This is a genomic window from Tunturibacter empetritectus (genome assembly GCF_040358985.1).
Lineage (GTDB): Bacteria > Acidobacteriota > Terriglobia > Terriglobales > Acidobacteriaceae > Edaphobacter > Edaphobacter empetritectus.
In genome coordinates this window covers 3,256,945-3,273,376 of sequence record NZ_CP132932.1, presented here as the reverse complement: position 1 = coordinate 3,273,376, position 16,432 = coordinate 3,256,945, and the positions used below count along the sequence as shown (strand labels likewise).

The 16,432-nt window shown below is 65.2% G+C and carries 10 protein-coding genes; 8 read left to right on the top strand and 2 right to left on the bottom strand.

Annotated elements, in window-relative coordinates; genetic code table 11:
- Positions 1 to 15 precede the first annotated feature (15 nt).
- The 4 genes from bglX to RBB75_RS13570 are packed head-to-tail and all read left to right on the top strand — an operon-like array spanning position 16 to position 7,727.
- Positions 16 to 2,472 (top strand): beta-glucosidase BglX, encoded by a 2,457-nt coding sequence (gene bglX, locus RBB75_RS13585; RefSeq protein ID WP_353068381.1) that lies wholly within the window; start codon positions 16 to 18, stop codon positions 2,470 to 2,472.
- Positions 2,456 to 3,373, top strand: a complete 918-nt coding sequence (locus RBB75_RS13580) for a glycoside hydrolase family 16 protein (RefSeq protein WP_353068380.1) — start codon at positions 2,456 to 2,458, stop codon at positions 3,371 to 3,373. Before bglX ends, RBB75_RS13580 begins: the two co-directional genes overlap by 17 nt.
- Entirely contained in the window at positions 3,370 to 6,498 is a 3,129-nt protein-coding gene (locus RBB75_RS13575; protein WP_353068379.1) for a TIM-barrel domain-containing protein, read from the top strand. The genes RBB75_RS13580 and RBB75_RS13575 overlap by 4 nt, the downstream gene beginning before the upstream one ends.
- Positions 6,495 to 7,727 carry an alginate lyase family protein gene (locus RBB75_RS13570; protein WP_179637287.1) on the top strand — a complete coding sequence of 411 codons (1,233 nt, stop codon included), beginning with the start codon at positions 6,495 to 6,497 and terminating at the stop codon, positions 7,725 to 7,727. The genes RBB75_RS13575 and RBB75_RS13570 overlap by 4 nt, the downstream gene beginning before the upstream one ends.
- A gap of 124 nt (positions 7,728 to 7,851) precedes the next feature.
- On the opposite strand, the gene RBB75_RS13565 is transcribed toward RBB75_RS13570, so the two are convergent.
- Positions 7,852 to 8,055 carry a hypothetical protein gene (locus tag RBB75_RS13565; RefSeq protein WP_179637286.1) on the bottom strand — a complete coding sequence of 68 codons (204 nt, stop codon included), beginning with the start codon at positions 8,053 to 8,055 and terminating at the stop codon, positions 7,852 to 7,854.
- 75 nt (positions 8,056 to 8,130) lie between these two features.
- Between RBB75_RS13565 and RBB75_RS13560 the strand changes: the two genes are divergently transcribed.
- From RBB75_RS13560 to RBB75_RS13545, 4 genes are all read left to right on the top strand, one after another.
- Complete coding sequence (locus RBB75_RS13560; RefSeq protein WP_179637285.1) at positions 8,131 to 9,261, top strand: polysaccharide biosynthesis protein; 1,131 nt, start codon at positions 8,131 to 8,133, stop codon at positions 9,259 to 9,261.
- On the top strand, positions 9,258 to 10,586 hold the full coding sequence (gene neuC, locus RBB75_RS13555; RefSeq protein ID WP_353068378.1) for a UDP-N-acetylglucosamine 2-epimerase: 1,329 nt from the start codon (positions 9,258 to 9,260) through the stop codon (positions 10,584 to 10,586). Before RBB75_RS13560 ends, neuC begins: the two co-directional genes overlap by 4 nt.
- 309 nt (positions 10,587 to 10,895) lie before the next feature.
- Positions 10,896 to 12,053: a DegT/DnrJ/EryC1/StrS family aminotransferase gene (locus RBB75_RS13550; RefSeq protein WP_353068377.1), complete on the top strand. Its 1,158-nt coding sequence runs from the start codon at positions 10,896 to 10,898 to the stop codon at positions 12,051 to 12,053.
- Complete coding sequence (locus RBB75_RS13545) at positions 12,050 to 15,727, top strand: FG-GAP-like repeat-containing protein (protein WP_353068376.1); 3,678 nt, start codon at positions 12,050 to 12,052, stop codon at positions 15,725 to 15,727. Before RBB75_RS13550 ends, RBB75_RS13545 begins: the two co-directional genes overlap by 4 nt.
- Before the next feature lie 164 nt (positions 15,728 to 15,891).
- On the opposite strand, the gene RBB75_RS13540 is transcribed toward RBB75_RS13545, so the two are convergent.
- Positions 15,892 to 16,185 carry a hypothetical protein gene (locus RBB75_RS13540; RefSeq protein ID WP_353068375.1) on the bottom strand — a complete coding sequence of 98 codons (294 nt, stop codon included), beginning with the start codon at positions 16,183 to 16,185 and terminating at the stop codon, positions 15,892 to 15,894.
- Positions 16,186 to 16,432: the final 247 nt, after the last annotated feature.

Genomic DNA, 16,432 nt, shown 5'->3' with positions numbered 1-16,432 from the left:
CCTTCCGAGAGGCTCATGCAGGATCAAGACAGAACGACCCGCGTTCCTCAAGGGAACGGACGCAAGGCATCCTCGACGCACCAGCCCACCCTAAGGTCCTGCTTCCTGCGGCCTCGCACCCTCCTCGTAAGCCTCCTCCTAATCACCTCCGTCACCCCCCTCGCCACCTCGCAGTCTCCTGCCACCATCCCCTCCGAGGCAGCCGTAGCCGCCCGCGTCGACTCCCTGCTTGCCAAAATGACCGTCGCCGAGAAGATCGGCCAGTTGAACCAGCTCGACTACGTCAACGCCTCCGACGACGCCATCCTCCGCGGAGACGTCGGCGCCTTTCTCAACCTCGCCGACCCCGTCGAGATCAACCGCGTCCAGCACCTTGCCATGGATCGCACCCGGATGCACATCCCCCTGCTCCTCGGCTTCGATGTCATCAACGGCTACCGCACCCTCTTCCCCATCTCCCTCGCCCAGGCCGCCACTTGGGACCCCGCCCTCGTCGAAGCCATGCACGCGACCATCGCCCAGGAGACCGCCGCCGTCGGCATCAACTGGACCTTCGCCCCCATGCTCGACATCGCCCGCGACCCCCGCTGGGGCCGGATCGTCGAAGGCTCCGGCGAAGATCCCTACCTCGCCAGCCGCATGGCCGTCGCCAAGATCCAGGGCCTTCAGGGACCCCAGCTCGGCGCACCCGGCAAGATCCTCGCCTGCGTCAAACACTTCGCCGGCTACGGCGCACCGCCCGGCGGCCGCGACTACGACTCCGTCTACCTCCCGGAGGTCCAGCTTCAGAACGTCTACCTCCCTCCCTTTCGCGCCGCCGTCGAAGCCGGAGCAGGCAGCGTCATGAGTGCCTACATGTCCCTCAATGACGTCCCCGCCAGCGGCAACGCAGCTCTGCTCCGCGGCGTCCTGCGCGACCAGTGGGGCTTTCGCGGCTTCGTCGTCAGCGACTCCTGGGCCATCCACACCATGCGCAGCGAAGGCTACGTGGAGAACCTCGACCAGGCCGCCCTCCGCGCCCTCAAGGCCGGAGAAAATATGGATATGGGCAGCCAGACCTACCTCAAGTTCCTGCCCGAACACGTCGCCAACCACGACGTCTCCCTCCGCGAACTCGACGACGCGGTCCGCCCCATCCTCCGCATCAAAGTCCTCATGGGCCTCTTCGAACACCCCTACGTCGACGCGTCCAAAACTGAAGCCACCCTCACCGACCCCGCCCATCGCGCCCAGGCCCGTCACGCCGCCAGCGAGACCGCCGTCCTCCTGCGCAACGAGGACAACACCCTGCCCATCGCGCCCTCCATCCACTCCATCGCCGTCATCGGCCCACTCGCGGATACCCCCGCAGCTCTCATGGGCTCCTGGCCCGCCAAGGCAAAAAAGTCGGAGACCCTCTCCCTCCTCTCCGCCATCCGTGAGCGCGCCGGCGCCGCCGTGCAGATCCTCTACGAACCTGGCGTCCCCATCGGACGCGAGCCGCAGGCCGAACTCAACCCCGACACCATCACCCCGCGTCCCTACAACTCCGACCCGCCTGCCCCAGACTCACCCATCGCCAAAGCCGTCGCCACCAGCCTCAAGGCCGACCTCACCCTCCTGATCCTCGGCGAAGACGCCTCCATGAATGGCGAATACGCCTCCCGCGCCTCCATTGATCTGCCCGGCCGCCAGGAGGAGATGATGCAGGCCGTCACCCTCGCCGCCCGCAAGGCGGGCAAGCCCGTCGCCCTCGTCCTCGTCAACGGCAGGCCGCTCAACATCACCTGGGCCTCCACCCACGTGCCGTCCATCCTCGAGGTCTGGCAGCCCGGCACCGAAGGCGGCCACGCCGTAGCCGATCTCCTCTTCGGCGACGCCAACCCCGGCGGCAAACTCCCCCTCACCTGGCCCCGCTCCACCGGTCAGATCCCCATCTACTACGCGCACAACGCCACCAAGGTCAATCAGGAGGCCGCCGACTTCAAATCCTTCTACTGGGACGAGCCCACCACTCCGCTCTACCCCTTCGGCTTCGGCCTGAGCTACACCACCTTCACCCTGCGCGACCTCAAGCTCAACACCTCCGAGATTCAGTCCGGCGGCTCCCTCGAGGCCACCGTCGTCGTCGAAAACAAAGGCTCCCGCCCCGGTGACGAGGTCGTTCAGCTCTACACCCACCAGCGCTCCGGCACCGCCGTCCGCCCCGTGCGTGAGCTAAAAGGCTTCGAGCGTGTCACCCTCCAGCCCGGCGAATCGAAGACCGTAGCCTTCACCATCGGCCCTCGCCAGTTGCAGTTCTGGAGTCCCGCCACCCGCGCCTGGGGCGTCGAGCCCGACGACTTCGACCTCTGGGTCGGAGACAGCTCCCGCGCCACCCTCCACGAAACCTTCAAAGTCACGGCCCCCGTCAAGATCGCCGCCGGACAAAACGGACAAGCGGTCCCCGAAAAGACCGTAGCCAAAGAGGACAAAAATGACCACGAGCAATAGCATGGCTGGCCGGAAGGCTCTCTGCCTCTCCCTGCTCGCCGCCACGCTGCTGCCGGCAGCCTCCGCCCACGCCTCCTGGTCTCCTCGTGAAGGGTCTCCTCGCGAAGGGATACATCACGAAGGGCCCTCTAACAAAGAGAAGAAAGAAAAGCTCCTCTGGCAAGAGACCTTCCACTCCATCGCCAACCCCCAGCCTGACCCTGCCATCTGGACCTACGACACCGGAGGCGACGGCTGGGGCAACGGCGAGCTCGAGTTCTACTGCGCCTACGGCTCCGGCAAACCGCCCTGCGATTCCGCCCAGCCCAACGCCTTCGTAGCGGACGGCCTCCTCCACCTCGTCGCCCGAAAGATGCCCGACGGCCGCTACACCTCCGCCCGTCTCCTCTCCAAACACCTGAAGTCCTTTCAGTACGGCCGGATCGAGGCCCGCATCCGCATCCCCGCCGGTCAAGGCATCTGGCCCGCCTTCTGGCTCCTCGGAGAGGACATCGACACCGTCAACTGGCCCGCCTCCGGCGAACTCGACGTCATGGAGAACATCGGCAAAGAGCCTGACACCATCCACGGCTCCATCCACGGCAAGAGCTTTACCGGCACCCTCCTCGGCACCCCGGCCAAACTCCCCGACGGAGCGCCCTTCGCCGCCGGCTTCCACACCTACGGCATGATCTGGAAGCCCGGCAGCATCGCCTACTACATCGACGACCCAGCCAAGCCCTACGTCACCTACACCCCAAAAGATCTGCCACCCGGAGCCGTCTGGCCCTTCGATAACCGGCGCTTCTTCCTGATCGTCAACCTCGCCGTAGGCGGTGACTGGCCCGGCAACCCCGACCCCACCACCGCCTTCCCCTCCGAGATGCTGGTCGACTACCTCAAAGTCTGGGAGCTGCCTTGAGAAAGCTGTCGCACGAACCTAGTACCCGCCTACCACCAATCGCCCGCAAAATCTACCTCCACCTAACCCGTCTCATAAAAGCGTCATCTCGACCGGAGTCGTGCAGCCTCACCGCACGACGCAGTGGAGAGACCCCCGTATTTCTTCGCCACAGCGAATCCACCCGTACCTCGGTACCCGTCAAGACCCCCGCATCTCGTATCCACAGCGAATCAGCCCGTACCTCGGTACCCGTCAAGACCCCCGCATTTCGCCTTTATCTCCCCGCGCTACTCCTGCTCACCGCCGCCATCCAAGCCCAGGACCCCACAGAAAACTACAACCCCATCGCCGACCCTTCCGCCCAAGTCACCCTCGGCAACGCCCGCTTCACCGTCCTCACCCCGCAGATGATCCGCATGGAGTGGGCCGCCGGCGCACACTTCGAAGATCGCGCCTCCTTCGTCTTCCTCAACCGCCGCCTCCCCGTCCCGCCCTTCACCAAAAACATCACCCGCACCGCCGCCAGCCGCGTCCTGCACCTCCACACCGCCAGCCTCGACCTCACGTACACCCTCTCGCCTCACAACAGCGGAAACAGCGACGGCCACTTCACCCCCACCAACCTCGCCGTCTCGCTCACCCTCAACGGCAAGCCCGTCACCTGGACCCCCGGTCTCACCGATCCCGAAAACCTCCTCGGCACCACCCGCACCCTTGACGGCGCACGCGGCGGCAAGACCCAGGAGCCGATCGGCCAGGGACTCATCTCCCGCTCCGGCTGGGCCATCGTCGACGACTCCACAACACCTCTCTTCGACTCCGCCGACTTCAGCTTCCCCCGCGGCGAAGACAGCCCCCTCCCCTGGGTCGCAGAGCGTCCCGAGATCACCAACCAAACCGAAACCCAATACGACCAGCTCAAGCAATCCGAATCCCCCACCACCACCGATCCCGCAACCCCCATCCTCCGCCAGGACTGGTACCTCATCGCCTACGGCCACGACTACAAGCAAGCCCTCTTCGACTACGTCCGCGTCGCCGGCCGCATCCCCCTCCCCCCGCGCTTCGCCTTCGGAGCCTGGTGGTCCCGCTACTGGTCCTACAGCGATCAGGAGCTCGACGACCTCGTCCACCAGGCCCGCGCCAACAACGTCCCCCTCGACGTCCTCGTCATCGACATGGACTGGCACCTCCCCTTCGGCAACGACTGGAGCGTCAAAGATCCCTCCGGCAACCAGGCCCGCTGGACCGGCTACACCTGGAACAAGCTCCTCTTCCCCGACCCCCAGCTCTTCCTCGACAAGATGCATCGCGAAGGCCTCAAAGTCACCCTCAACCTGCACCCCGCCTCCGGCGTCCAGCCCTTCGAAGAGCCCTACCCCGCCATGGCCCGCGCCATGGGCATCGACCCCGCCTCCAACAACTACATCCCCTTCGACATCACCGACAAAAAATTCGCCCGCAACTACCTCGACCTCCTCCACCACCCCCTCGAGCATCAGGGCATCGACTTCTGGTGGCTCGACTGGCAGCAGTCCACCCACACCAAACTTCCCGGCGTCAACCCCACCTGGTGGCTCAACTACGTCCACTTCACCGACCAGCAGCGCGAGGGCAAGCGCCCCCTCCTCTTCCACCGCTGGGGCGGCCTCGGCAACCACCGCTACCAGATCGGCTTCTCCGGCGACGTCATCTCCACCTGGGACTCGCTCGCCTTCCAGCCCTGGTTCACCGCCACCGCCGCCAACGTCGGCTACGCCTACTGGAGCCACGACATCGGCGGCCACATGCCCGGCAAGATCGACCCCGAGCTCTACACCCGATGGCTCCAGTTCGGCGCCCTCAGCCCCATCCTCCGCACCCACACCACCAAAAATCCCGACGCCGAACGCCGCATCTGGGCCTATCCCGAGCCGTACTCCGACGTCATGCGCCAGGCCTACACCCTCCGCTACGCCCTGCTGCCATACCTCTACACCGAAGCCCGCCGCACCTACGACACCGGCGTCGCCTTCCTCCGTCCCCTCTACTACAACTGGCCCGAGAGCCCCGAAGCCTACACCAGCAAAAACGAGTACCAGCTAGGCGAAAATCTCCTCGTCGCCCCCATCGCCACCCCCGCCGATCCTGAGACCAACCTCGCCCACCAAACCATCTGGCTGCCCCCCGGCGAGTGGATCGAATCCCCCACCGGCCGCCACTTCACCGGCCCCCTCAAACTCGACCGCTCCTTTTCTCTCCCGCAGACCCCCCTCTACATTCGCGCCGGAGCTATCGTCCCCCTGGCCCCGCCCATGCTCTACACCAACCAGCATCCCCTCAGCCCGCTCATAGTAGAAATCAACCCACTCGCCAACAACGCAACCTCCCAGTACACCCTCTACGAAGACAGCGGCGACTCCCCCAACTACACCACCAACGAATCCGCCCGCACCACCCTCTCCGCCACCCAATCAGCCGACACCCTCACCGTCACCGTCGCCCCCGCGCAAGGCACGTACCCAGGCATGCCCACCAGCCGCAGCTACCAACTCAAGCTCCCAGACGACTGGCCACCCACTCAAGTCACCGTCAACGATATTTCCATTCCCTACCAGCCCGACGCCGCCAAACCCGGCTGGCACTTTGAAGGCAACACCCTCACCACCATCGTCACCACCGGCGATCTCCCCATCACCTCCGCCGTCACCTTCCGCATCCAACGCGACCTCACCCTCACCGCCCGCCGCGCCGAACTCGATGGCTTCTCCGGCACCATCCAGCGCCTCCGCGAGGCCTACGACGCCCTCCAGAACAACACCCCCGTCGACACCCCGCCCGACGAACTCACCGACGCCATGCAGACCGGCGACCGCCTCAGCTACCACCCTGAGCAGGCTTCCGCCATACTCACCCACTTCTACGAACTCCTGCCCAAGGTCGCCGCTGCCGTCGCCAAAACCGAGTCCGTCGACGATCAACGTCGCGAGACCATGGTCCACAACCTGATGACCGGCAACCACAGCTATACCCCCGAAGCCGCCACCGCCATGCTCACCCAGATCCGCCGCCGCGACAGCATCGCCACCGCCGCCATCGCCGACATACAAGCCGACGGCCAAAAGCAACGCCCCGCCGCCGCACCCACCGGCAACTCCCAATGAGCCGCAACCCACAAAAAACTCTCACCCGCCGAACCTTCTGCGCCAGCGTAGCCGCAGCAGCCCTCACCCGCACCTTGCCTGCCCGCGCCGACTCTCCCACTCCCTACAACCTCATAGCCCGCACCGACCGCAACCGCATCCTCCGCGCCGCAGCCCTCTACCTCAAGATCCAACCTCAGACCATCACCAGCTTCCCCGCGCCCGCCAGCTCCGAAGAATCCGGAGGCCCAGAAACCCCACTCAGCCCGCACGACTTCTACTCCCAGGCCGACTACTTCTGGCCCGACCCCGCCAACCCCACCGGCCCCTACCTCAGCCGCGACGGCCAGAGCAATCCCAACATCTTCCACGGCCACCGCCAGGCCATGATCGCCCTCTCGATCCAGATGCCCGCCCTCACCGCCGCATGGCTCCTCACCCGCAACCAACGCTACGCCCAACACGCCGCCGATCACCTCCGCGCCTGGTTCCTCTCGCTCGCCACCCGCATGAACCCCAACCTCCAGTACGCCCAGGCCGTCCACGGAGCCTTCCCCGGAAGGTCCTACGGCATCATCGACACCCTCCATCTCGTCGAAGTCGCCCGCGCCGCCAGCCTCCTCCCCGCCTTCCTCACACCCGCGGAACGAGCCACCCTCAATGCCTGGTTCCGCGACTACCTCGACTGGCTCCAGTCCAGCAAGCCCGGCGTCGAAGAGCGCAACGCCACCAATAACCACGCCGCCTGCTGGTCTCTGCAGGCAGCCGAGTACGCCCGCCTCATCGACGACGAACCGACCCGCGCCCACCTTCGCACCCAGCTCAAGACCATCCTCCTCCCCAACCAGATGGCGCCCAACGGCAGCTTCCCCAAAGAGCTCGCCCGCACCAAGCCCTACAGCTACTCCATCTTCAACTTCGACGTCATGGCTACCCTCTGCCAATCCCTCAGCACCCCCACCGAAGACCTCTTCGCCTTCCAACTATCCGACGGCCGCGGCATCTGCCAGGCCGCCGCCTTCCTCTTCCCCTACCTCGAAGACAAAACCTCCTGGCCCTACAAAAAAGACGTAGAACACTTCGACATCCTCCCCGTACGCTCCCCCGGCCTCCTCTTCTGCGGCCTCGCCTGTCACCACCAGCCATACATCAAACTCTGGCAGCACCTAAACCCCGACCCCACCGACCCCGAGATCATCCGCAACTGCCCCATCCGCCAACCCATCCTCTGGTTCGCCCCGCCAACTTAGCTCCAAATCTGCCAGTTTTCATTGCATAGGTTGCGTCGTACTTGCCGTTGCTGTTGTCCTTCCTTTTCCCTTGCCGTTGCTGTTGCCGCTGTCCTTGCTGTTGTCGTTGCTCTTTTCTCTTTTCTCACGAAGATCCAAAAAAGAGCGTCATCCCGACCGAAGCTGTTCGCGGTCTCATCGCGAGCAGCGCAGTGGAGGGACCCCCGTATTTGCCGTTGCCGTTGTATTTGCCGTTGCTGTTGTATTTGCCATTGCTTTTGTATTTATCGTTGCCGTTGTATTTGTCGTCGCTGTGGCAATCGCCATTGCAACCACCAAAACCACTCATAGAAAAATATTCGCCCCACGCAAACCCAACACAAACCCCTCACCACCGCCCTCCTATAATCAGTGAGACCCAACCGTGACCCTACCCCCACCATCCACGCAGCCGAATCCGCAAGCCCTCACCAGCAAGCATCTCTCCGGCAAGCGCATCCTCCTCACCGGAGCCGGCGGCTCCATCGGCTCCGCCCTCGCCCAAGCCATCGCCGCCTCCTCACCCGCCAGCCTCCTCCTCCTCGACGCCTCCGAACACGCCCTCTACCAGATCGACCGCGACCTCCCAACACCCCATGTCTCTCTCCTCGGAAGCGTCTGCGACCCAGCACTCCTCGCCGAGATCTTTGAACTCCACCAACCCGAGATCGTCTTCCACGCCGCCGCCTTCAAGCACGTCCCCTTGCTCGAGCGCCAGCCCTTCGCCGCCATCGCCAACAACGTCCTCGGCACCTACGCCCTCCTCGAGGCCGCCACCCAGCATCACGCCGAGCACCTCGTCCTCGTCTCCACCGACAAGGCCGTCGACCCATCCAGCCTCATGGGCGCCTCCAAGCGCATCGCCGAACTCCTCCTCCTCGCCAGCACCTCCACCACGCGCCTTACCGCCGTCCGCCTCGGCAACGTGCTCGGCTCGCGCGGCAGCGTCCTCCCGCTCTTCCTCGACCAGATCGCCCGCAGCGGCCCCGTCACCGTCACCCACCCCGAAGCCAGCCGCTACTTCCTCTCCCTCGACCAGTGCATCGAAGCCCTCCTCGCCGCATTAGAGCCCGCCGTACTAGAACCCGCCGCACTAGAGCCGCAACCCCCGTCGCCTCTCAAGAAGGAAATCATCTTCCTCCCGCATTTGAATACCCCCATCCGCATCGCCGATCTAGCCCGCGACCTCATCGCCTCTCACGCCAGCTCGGCCTCCCTCGTCTTCACCCAGCTCCGCCCCGGCGACAAGCTGGAAGAGTCCCTGCTCTCCCCCCGCGAATCCCTGCTCCCTGAAACCGGCAATCAAAAACAAACCCTCACCGCCATCTCCAGCCCAGCGCCCTCTGCCGCCACCCTCCACGCCGCCATGCGCACTCTCCAGCAAGCCATCACTAACCGCGATCTCCCCGCCCTCCTCCACACCATCCTCCAGCTCGTCCCCGAGTACACCCCCAGCGCACTCCTCCTCGAAGCCGCCAGACAATCGCCGCGCACCCTCCAGGAAGCCCGCGCATGAAAAGAACCATCGCCGTCGTCACCAGCTCCCGCGCCGACTACAGCCATCTCTACTGGCCCCTCAAAGACCTCGCCGCCCACGCAGGCGTCGACCTCAAGCTCATCGTCCTCGCCGCCCACCTCTCCCCCCAGTTCGGCTCCACCGTCGAGGAGATCGAGCGCGACGGCCTCCCCATCGCCGCCCGCATCGAGTGCCTGCTCAGCTCCGACACCGGCATCGGCATGGCCAAGACCCTCGGCCTCGCCACCCTGGGATTGGCCGACGCCCTGGCGCAGCTAAAACCCGACCTCCTCCTCCTCATCGCCGACCGATACGAGATGCTCGCCCCCGCCAGCGTCGCCCTCACCCTCCGCATCCCCATCGCCCACATCGAAGGCGGCGAGATCAGCGAAGGCGCCATCGACGACGCCGTCCGCAACGCCCTCACCAAGCTCGCTCATCTCCACTTCACCTCCACCCACACCGCCCGCGCCCGCGTCATCGCCATGGGCGAAGAGCCCTGGCGCGTCCATCGCGCCGGTGCCCCCTCACTCGACCACCTCCGCCGCAGCACCCTGCTCACCCGCAATCAACTCGAAGCCGCGCTGGGCTTACCCCTCACCGGCCCGATCACCGTAGTCGCCTACCACCCCGTCACTCTCCTTCCCAACCACACCGCCGAAGCCGAAGCCCTCTTCAAAGCACTCGAACACCTCGCGCTAAAACAACAGGACCACCAGACTCAACAATCTCAGTCGTCCCAACAGGCCCACCAGACTCAACGGGCCCAGCAGTCGCAACAAACTCAACGGACCCAACAGGCCCAAGAGGCTCAGCAGAGCCGACAGACCCACCAGTCTCAGCACACCCCCGGCCACATTCTCTTCTGCTACCCCAACGCCGACGCCGGCAGCTACGCCCTCATGGACCGCATCCACGCCTTCTGCCTCCGCCACCCCAACGCCCGCCTCTTCGTCAACCTCCCCGCCATCACCTACTGGAGCCTCCTCCGCGAGGCCACCCTCCTCCTCGGCAACTCCAGCAGCGGCATCATGGAGGCCGCCTCCTTCCATCTCCCCGTCGTCAACATTGGCCTCCGCCAGCACGGACGCGAACGCGGCCCCAACATCCTCGACGCCGCAATCCCCCCAGGAGACCCGGACCCCGCCCCCATCCTCCACCAGATCGCCAAAGCCACCAATCCAGCTTTCCGCCAACGCCTCCTACCCCACGAAAACCTCTACGGCGACGGCCACGCCTCCAACCGCATCGTAGAAGTCCTCACCACCACCCCCCTCGAACACCTCCTCCACAAACACGCCCAACCCCTCCCAGACCCCGCATGAAATCGATACCCTATTCGAACGAGTCGTCACTATTGCTTCTTCTTTCTTCATCAACCACCCAAGCTCAGCCGTCACACAGGAAGCATCATCTGTCGCCTGTTATTACTTCACCCGCCACCCAGCACTCGTCATCTCGACCGAAGCAACAGACAGTCTCATCGTCTGTTGCGCAGTGGAGAGACCCCCGCATTTGCTTTTGCCGTTGCTCTAGCATTTGCCGTTGCCTTTGCCTTGGCCTGTTCTCAAAATCCGTCTCATCCGTCCAAATCCGTGTTACGCCTTCCGTCCTCACCCGCACCCATTAACCCCATGAAGATCCCCCTCTCCGCCCCCGACATCACCGAGCCCGAGATCGCCGCCGTAGCCGCCGTCCTGCGCAGCCCACATCTCAGCCTCGGCCCCAAGCTAGCCGAATTCGAATCCGCCATCTCCCACTACACCGGCGTCCCCCACGCCATCGCCGTAAGCTCCGGCACCGCCGGCCTCCACCTCGCGCTCCTCGCCCTCGGCATCACCAAGGGAGACGAGGTCCTCGTCCCCTCCTTCACCTTCATCGCCGCCGCCAACGCCATCCGCTACGTCGGTGCCACGCCCGTCTTCGTCGACATCGACCCCGAATCCCTCAACCTCTCCCCCGCAGCCGTCGAACAGGCCATCACCCCCCGCACCCGAGCCCTCCTCGCCGTCCACACCTTTGGCCGCCCCGCCGACATGCACGCGCTCCTCGCCCTCGCCCGCCGCCACCACCTCTTCCTCATCGAAGACGCCTGCGAGGCCATCGGCGCCCAGTACCACAATCAGCCAGCCGGCAGCTTCGGCGACCTCGCCGTCTTCGCCTTCTACCCCAACAAGCAGATCACCACCGGCGAAGGCGGCATCGTCCTCACCCCTCGCCCCGAGCTCGCCGCCCGCATACGCAGCCTCCGCAATCAAGGCCGCCCCGAAGCCTCCAGCACCTCCGCCAACTGGTTCCAGCACGAGGAGCTCGGCTACAACTACCGCCTCTCCGACATCGCCTGCACCCTCGGCATCACCCAGCTCGCACGCCTCCCCGAGATCCTCGCTCGCCGCGAGCACATCGCCCGCCTCTACCACCACCATCTCGCCCCGAACCCAAACCTCGTCCTCCCCGCCATCGACGTCCCCAACCTCCGCATCAGCTGGTTCGTCTACGTCGTCCGCCTCGCCCCACACTTCACCTCCGCCGACCGCGACCACATCGTCCAGCACCTCCAGCAATCCGGCATCGGCTGCGGACGCTACTTCGCCCCCATCCACCTCCAACCCGCCTACGCCGGCCACCCGCACAGCCCGCTCCCCATCACCGAATCCGAAGCCGCCCGCACCCTCGCCCTGCCCTTCTTCAACCGCATCACCGAAGCCCAGATCGCCGAAGTCTGCGACACCCTCCAGACTGCCCTCGCCTCCTTACCCGCAGACCCAGTACACTCCGGTATCCACGCATGAAACTCCGCACTCTCCTCCTCGCCGCTGCCCTCCTCCCCCTGATCCCATCGCAAGCCCAGCCCCAAAATCAAGCCCAGCCCCAAACCAAATCCGCCCGCGAAGCCGCCCGCCTCAACAACCTCGGCACCGCCCTCATGAACCAACAGTTCGCCCAGCGCGCCGTCGACACCTTCGCCCAGGCCTACACCACCGACCCCACCCTCGCCCTCGCCAAACTCAACCAGGGCATCGCCCTCCTCTACCTCCAGCAGCTCCCCCAGGCCGAGCAGGCCCTCACCCTCGCCGCCGCCAAAGCCCCCAGCGACCCGCACGCCTGGTACGCCCTAGGCCTTCTCTATCGCAACCAGAACCAGCCCCAGCAGTCCCTCGACGCCTTCAACAAAGTCCTCGCCCTCGACCCCACCGACGCCGACACCCACTACCTCGCCGCCTCCATGCACCTTGAACTCGGCGACCTCGACGCTGCCTTGGCCGAGTACCGCAAAGCCCTCGCCCTCAACCCCATCCACGCCTCCGCCCTCTTCGGCCTCGCCCACAGCCTCCAGCGCCAGGGCCACCCCGCCGAAGCCCACCAGTACCTCGTCCAATTCCAGCGCATCACCACCGAGAAGCTCTCCACCCCCCTTACCCACACCTACGGCGAAGAGGGCGGCTACGGCCGCGTCGAAGTCGCCTCGCTCCCCGTCACCACCATCGCCGCCATGATCCCCGTCACCTTCCGCGAATCCTGGCGCACTCCCGCACTCCCCGCTCCCACCTCCGGCGCCGCCTGCCTCCTGCCCTCCGCCGCCGACGCCACCACCCTAGTCCTAATGGGCGCCGGCGATCAGGCCATACGCCTCTTCCGCCAATCCAACTCCAACGCCACCTTCGAAGCCATTCCCCCCGCCGAAACCAACATCCACCTCCCCGGCACCGGCCTAGCCTGCGCCATAGGCGACTACGACAACGACGGCCTCCCCGACCTCGCCCTCGCCCTCACCACCCCCTCCGGCGAAGACCAGATCCACCTCCTCCGCAACCTCGGCGGCAATAAGTTCGAAGACGTCACCGCCGCCTCCGGCATCACCCCCAAAAACCATCCCACCAGCCTCACCTTCGTCGACTTCGACCACGACGGCGACCTCGACCTCTTCGTCACCGGCTCCCCCACCACCTCCACCCCCAACCTCCTCTGGCGCAACAACGGCAACCAGACCTTCACTGACTGGACCCACGAATCCGGCCTGGGTGGTAACGGCGGCACCAGCGGCAACGCCAGCACTGGCGGCAACAGCGGCCTCGGCGGAAGCACCACCTCCGCCATCCTCTCCGACCTCAACAACGACCGCGCCGTCGACCTCCTCGTCACCGGCCCCTCCCCCGCCCCCACCTTCTTCGGCAACCGCCGCGACGGCCCCTTCGCCGCCTCCCCCCTCTTCGCCGCGAGCCTCCCTCCCACCACCTCCGTCACCACCCTCGACTTCGACAAAGATGGCTGGATGGACGTCCTGCTCACCCACACCGGAGCACCCGGCGTCACCCTCTGGCACAATCTGGACGGCCACTCCTTCGAGCGCGTCCCCCTCCCCCTCTCCGACGCCCTCTCCGCCACCGCCGCCATCCCCATCGACTTCGACAACGACGGCTGGATCGACCTCGCCCTCCTCGTCCAAACCTCCACCGGCGCCCAGCTCCGCATCCTTCGCAACCTCGGCCCCGCCGGCTTCACCGACGTCACCGCCCAACTCCAGCTCGACCACCTTCCCCTCACCTCGCCCAAATCCCTCCTCGCCGCCGACCTCCGCCACACCGGAGCCGCTGACCTCCTCCTCACCCAGTCCGACGGCTCCGCTCTCCTGCTCGCCAACACAGGCGGCAGCCGCAATCACTCCCTCCACATCGCCCTCACCGGCCTCGCCGACAACAAGTCCGCCCTCGGCACCAAGGTCGAGGTCTTCGCCAACGGCCTCTGGCAGAAGTGGGAGATCACCACCCCCTCCGGAATCCTCGCCGGCCTCGGCACCGCCGACCGCGCCGACCTGGTCCGCCTCCTCTGGCCCACCGGCGTCCCCCAGGACGAGATCGACCTAGCCGCCTACAAACCCCAAACCGTCTCCCACACCGGAACCCAACCCAAGCCCCAATCCATCACCGAACTCGACCGCCGCGGCAGCTCCTGCCCCACCCTCTTCGCCTGGAACGGTACCCAGTACACCTTCATCTCCGACGTCATCGGAGCCGCCGTCGTTGGCCACTGGGTCTCCCCCACCCAGCACAACATCCCCGACCCCGACGAGTGGATCAAAGTCCCGGGCTCCCAACTCCACGCCCGCAACGGCACCTACAGCCTCCGCTTCGGCGAGCCCATGGAAGAGGTCAACTTCGTCGACCAGGTCCGCCTCGTCGCCATCGACCACCCCGCCGCCACCTCCGTCTACCCCAACGAGGGCTTCCTCAGCGCCCCGCCCTTCGCCCAAACCAAAACCATCGTCACCTCCTCCGCCCATCCCCTGGCCGGAGCCTGGGACGACCACGGCAACAACGTCCTCCCCCTCCTAAGCCACCAACCCCTGTCAGCCTCAAACCCCCAGCCCACTATCTCAAATGCTCAGTCACCCATTTCGGACCCCCCGCCACCCCTCACAAGTCGTCATCCTGAGCGGAGCGAAGGATCCCCGCATTCCTCCCAAACCCGCACATCTCCTCCCCAAGCCGCCCCCGCCCCCACCTACCTCCGCGACTTCACCAACCTCCCCTACGCCGGCTTCGCCAATCCCCACACCCTCACCCTCGACCTCGGCCCCTGGTCCCCTAACCGCCCCCTGCTCCTCCTCCACGGCTTCATCGAATACTTCTCCGCCAGCTCCATGTACTCCGCCTGGCAGGCCGGCCTTACCCCCATCCCCCCTTACATCGAAGCCCAGCTTCCCAACGGATCGGGAGACAAAACCGGCACCTGGCAACGCATCGTCGACGACATGGGCTTCCCCGCCGGCCTCCCCCGCACCGTCGTCGTCGACCTCACCGGCAAGCTCCCCCCCGGCACCACCCGCATCCGCATCACCACCAACCTCCAGATCTACTGGGATCAGGCACTCGTCGATAACGAAGCCCAGCCCAGCAACGAAGCCCAGCCGGACAACCTCCGCCAGACCGAGCTCCCCCTCGCCCACGCCGACCTCGCCCTCCGCGGCTACCCCCAGCAGATCGACGGCCACACCCCCGGCGACCTCACCTACAACTACCAGAGCATCAGCTCCACCGGCCCCTTCGTCCCCCATCGCGGCTCCTACACCCGCTACGGCGACGTCACCCCACTCCTCCACGCCATCGACGACCAGTTCGTCATCTTCGGCACCGGAGAGGACATGGACCTAGAGTTCAGCGCCGCCCCGCTCCCTCCGCTCCCCACCGGCTGGACCCGCGACTTCTTCTTCTACGCCAACGGCTTCGTCAAGGACATGGACTTCTACGAAGCCACCCCCTTCGCCGTCGGCTCACTCCCCTTCCACGGCATGAGCGCCTACCCCTACCCCGCCACCGAACACTACCCCGACGACCCCGCCCACACCGCCTACACCGCCTACCAGCTCAACTACAACACCCGCTACGAATCAGGCTCCCCCACCCGCCCCTACCAGTTCCACTACCAACCCCAAGCCTCCACCCCACCCGAAACCAACCCACAATAAGCCTCGCCTGTTCGCGCCTGTTCTAAAACTCCGGCATTTCGCATCTACCACCATTACGCTGCTGCTCTTGCCTCTCCTTTTTGTCCTTCCCGAAGAGCCTGCCCTGAGCGAAGTCGAATGGGGAACCTGCTTTCGTCACCCCCGAAACGAATCCTTTTCGCTTGTCATTCCCGAAGGGAATCTGCATTTGCCGTTGCTGTTGCTGTTGCTAGTTTTACGCTGTCATTCTGAGCGAAGCGAAGAACCCCCGCATTTGTCTTTGCTGTTGCTGTTGCAATTGCAATTGCTGTTGCACTTTCACTGCCGTCACTGCTGCTGTTGCTGCTTTGTTGTTTTGCTGCCGTTGCTGCTCTTGTTTGAGTCGTCATCCTGAGCGCAGCGAAGGACCCCTGTATTTGCACTTGCATGTCGCGGCTGCACTCGCCGGTATCGTCATTGTTGCGCTTGCCGTTATCCAACCCGCGTCATCACAACTTCCTTATGAGCAGCACAGCGAAAAACCCGCCGTCACCTTCACTCCACCCCGCCGCAGGTCGGTTACGAAAATCTGCACCTAGCAGCCACACAAAGAACCATCACGAGACCATCTAGCACCACACAAACCACCACACTTTGCAACGACACTCATCAACCGCAAAACCCGGCAAAACCCCAACCAATCAATGCAAAAAACCGTGACATCCCCCTAAAATCCACCACAAATCA

Excerpts from the sequence above, each read along its gene's own strand:
- bglX (WP_353068381.1), top strand. The coding sequence starts at position 16 with ATGCAGGATCAAGACAGAACGACCCGCGTTCCTCAAGGGAACGGACGC.
- RBB75_RS13580 (WP_353068380.1), top strand. The coding sequence starts at position 2,456 with ATGACCACGAGCAATAGCATGGCTGGCCGGAAGGCTCTCTGCCTCTCC.
- RBB75_RS13570 (WP_179637287.1), top strand. The coding sequence starts at position 6,495 with ATGAGCCGCAACCCACAAAAAACTCTCACCCGCCGAACCTTCTGCGCC.
- RBB75_RS13565 (WP_179637286.1), bottom strand. The coding sequence starts at position 8,055 with ATGAGTGGTTTTGGTGGTTGCAATGGCGATTGCCACAGCGACGACAAA.
- neuC (WP_353068378.1), top strand. The coding sequence starts at position 9,258 with ATGAAAAGAACCATCGCCGTCGTCACCAGCTCCCGCGCCGACTACAGC.
- RBB75_RS13550 (WP_353068377.1), top strand. The coding sequence starts at position 10,896 with ATGAAGATCCCCCTCTCCGCCCCCGACATCACCGAGCCCGAGATCGCC.
- RBB75_RS13545 (WP_353068376.1), top strand. The coding sequence starts at position 12,050 with ATGAAACTCCGCACTCTCCTCCTCGCCGCTGCCCTCCTCCCCCTGATC.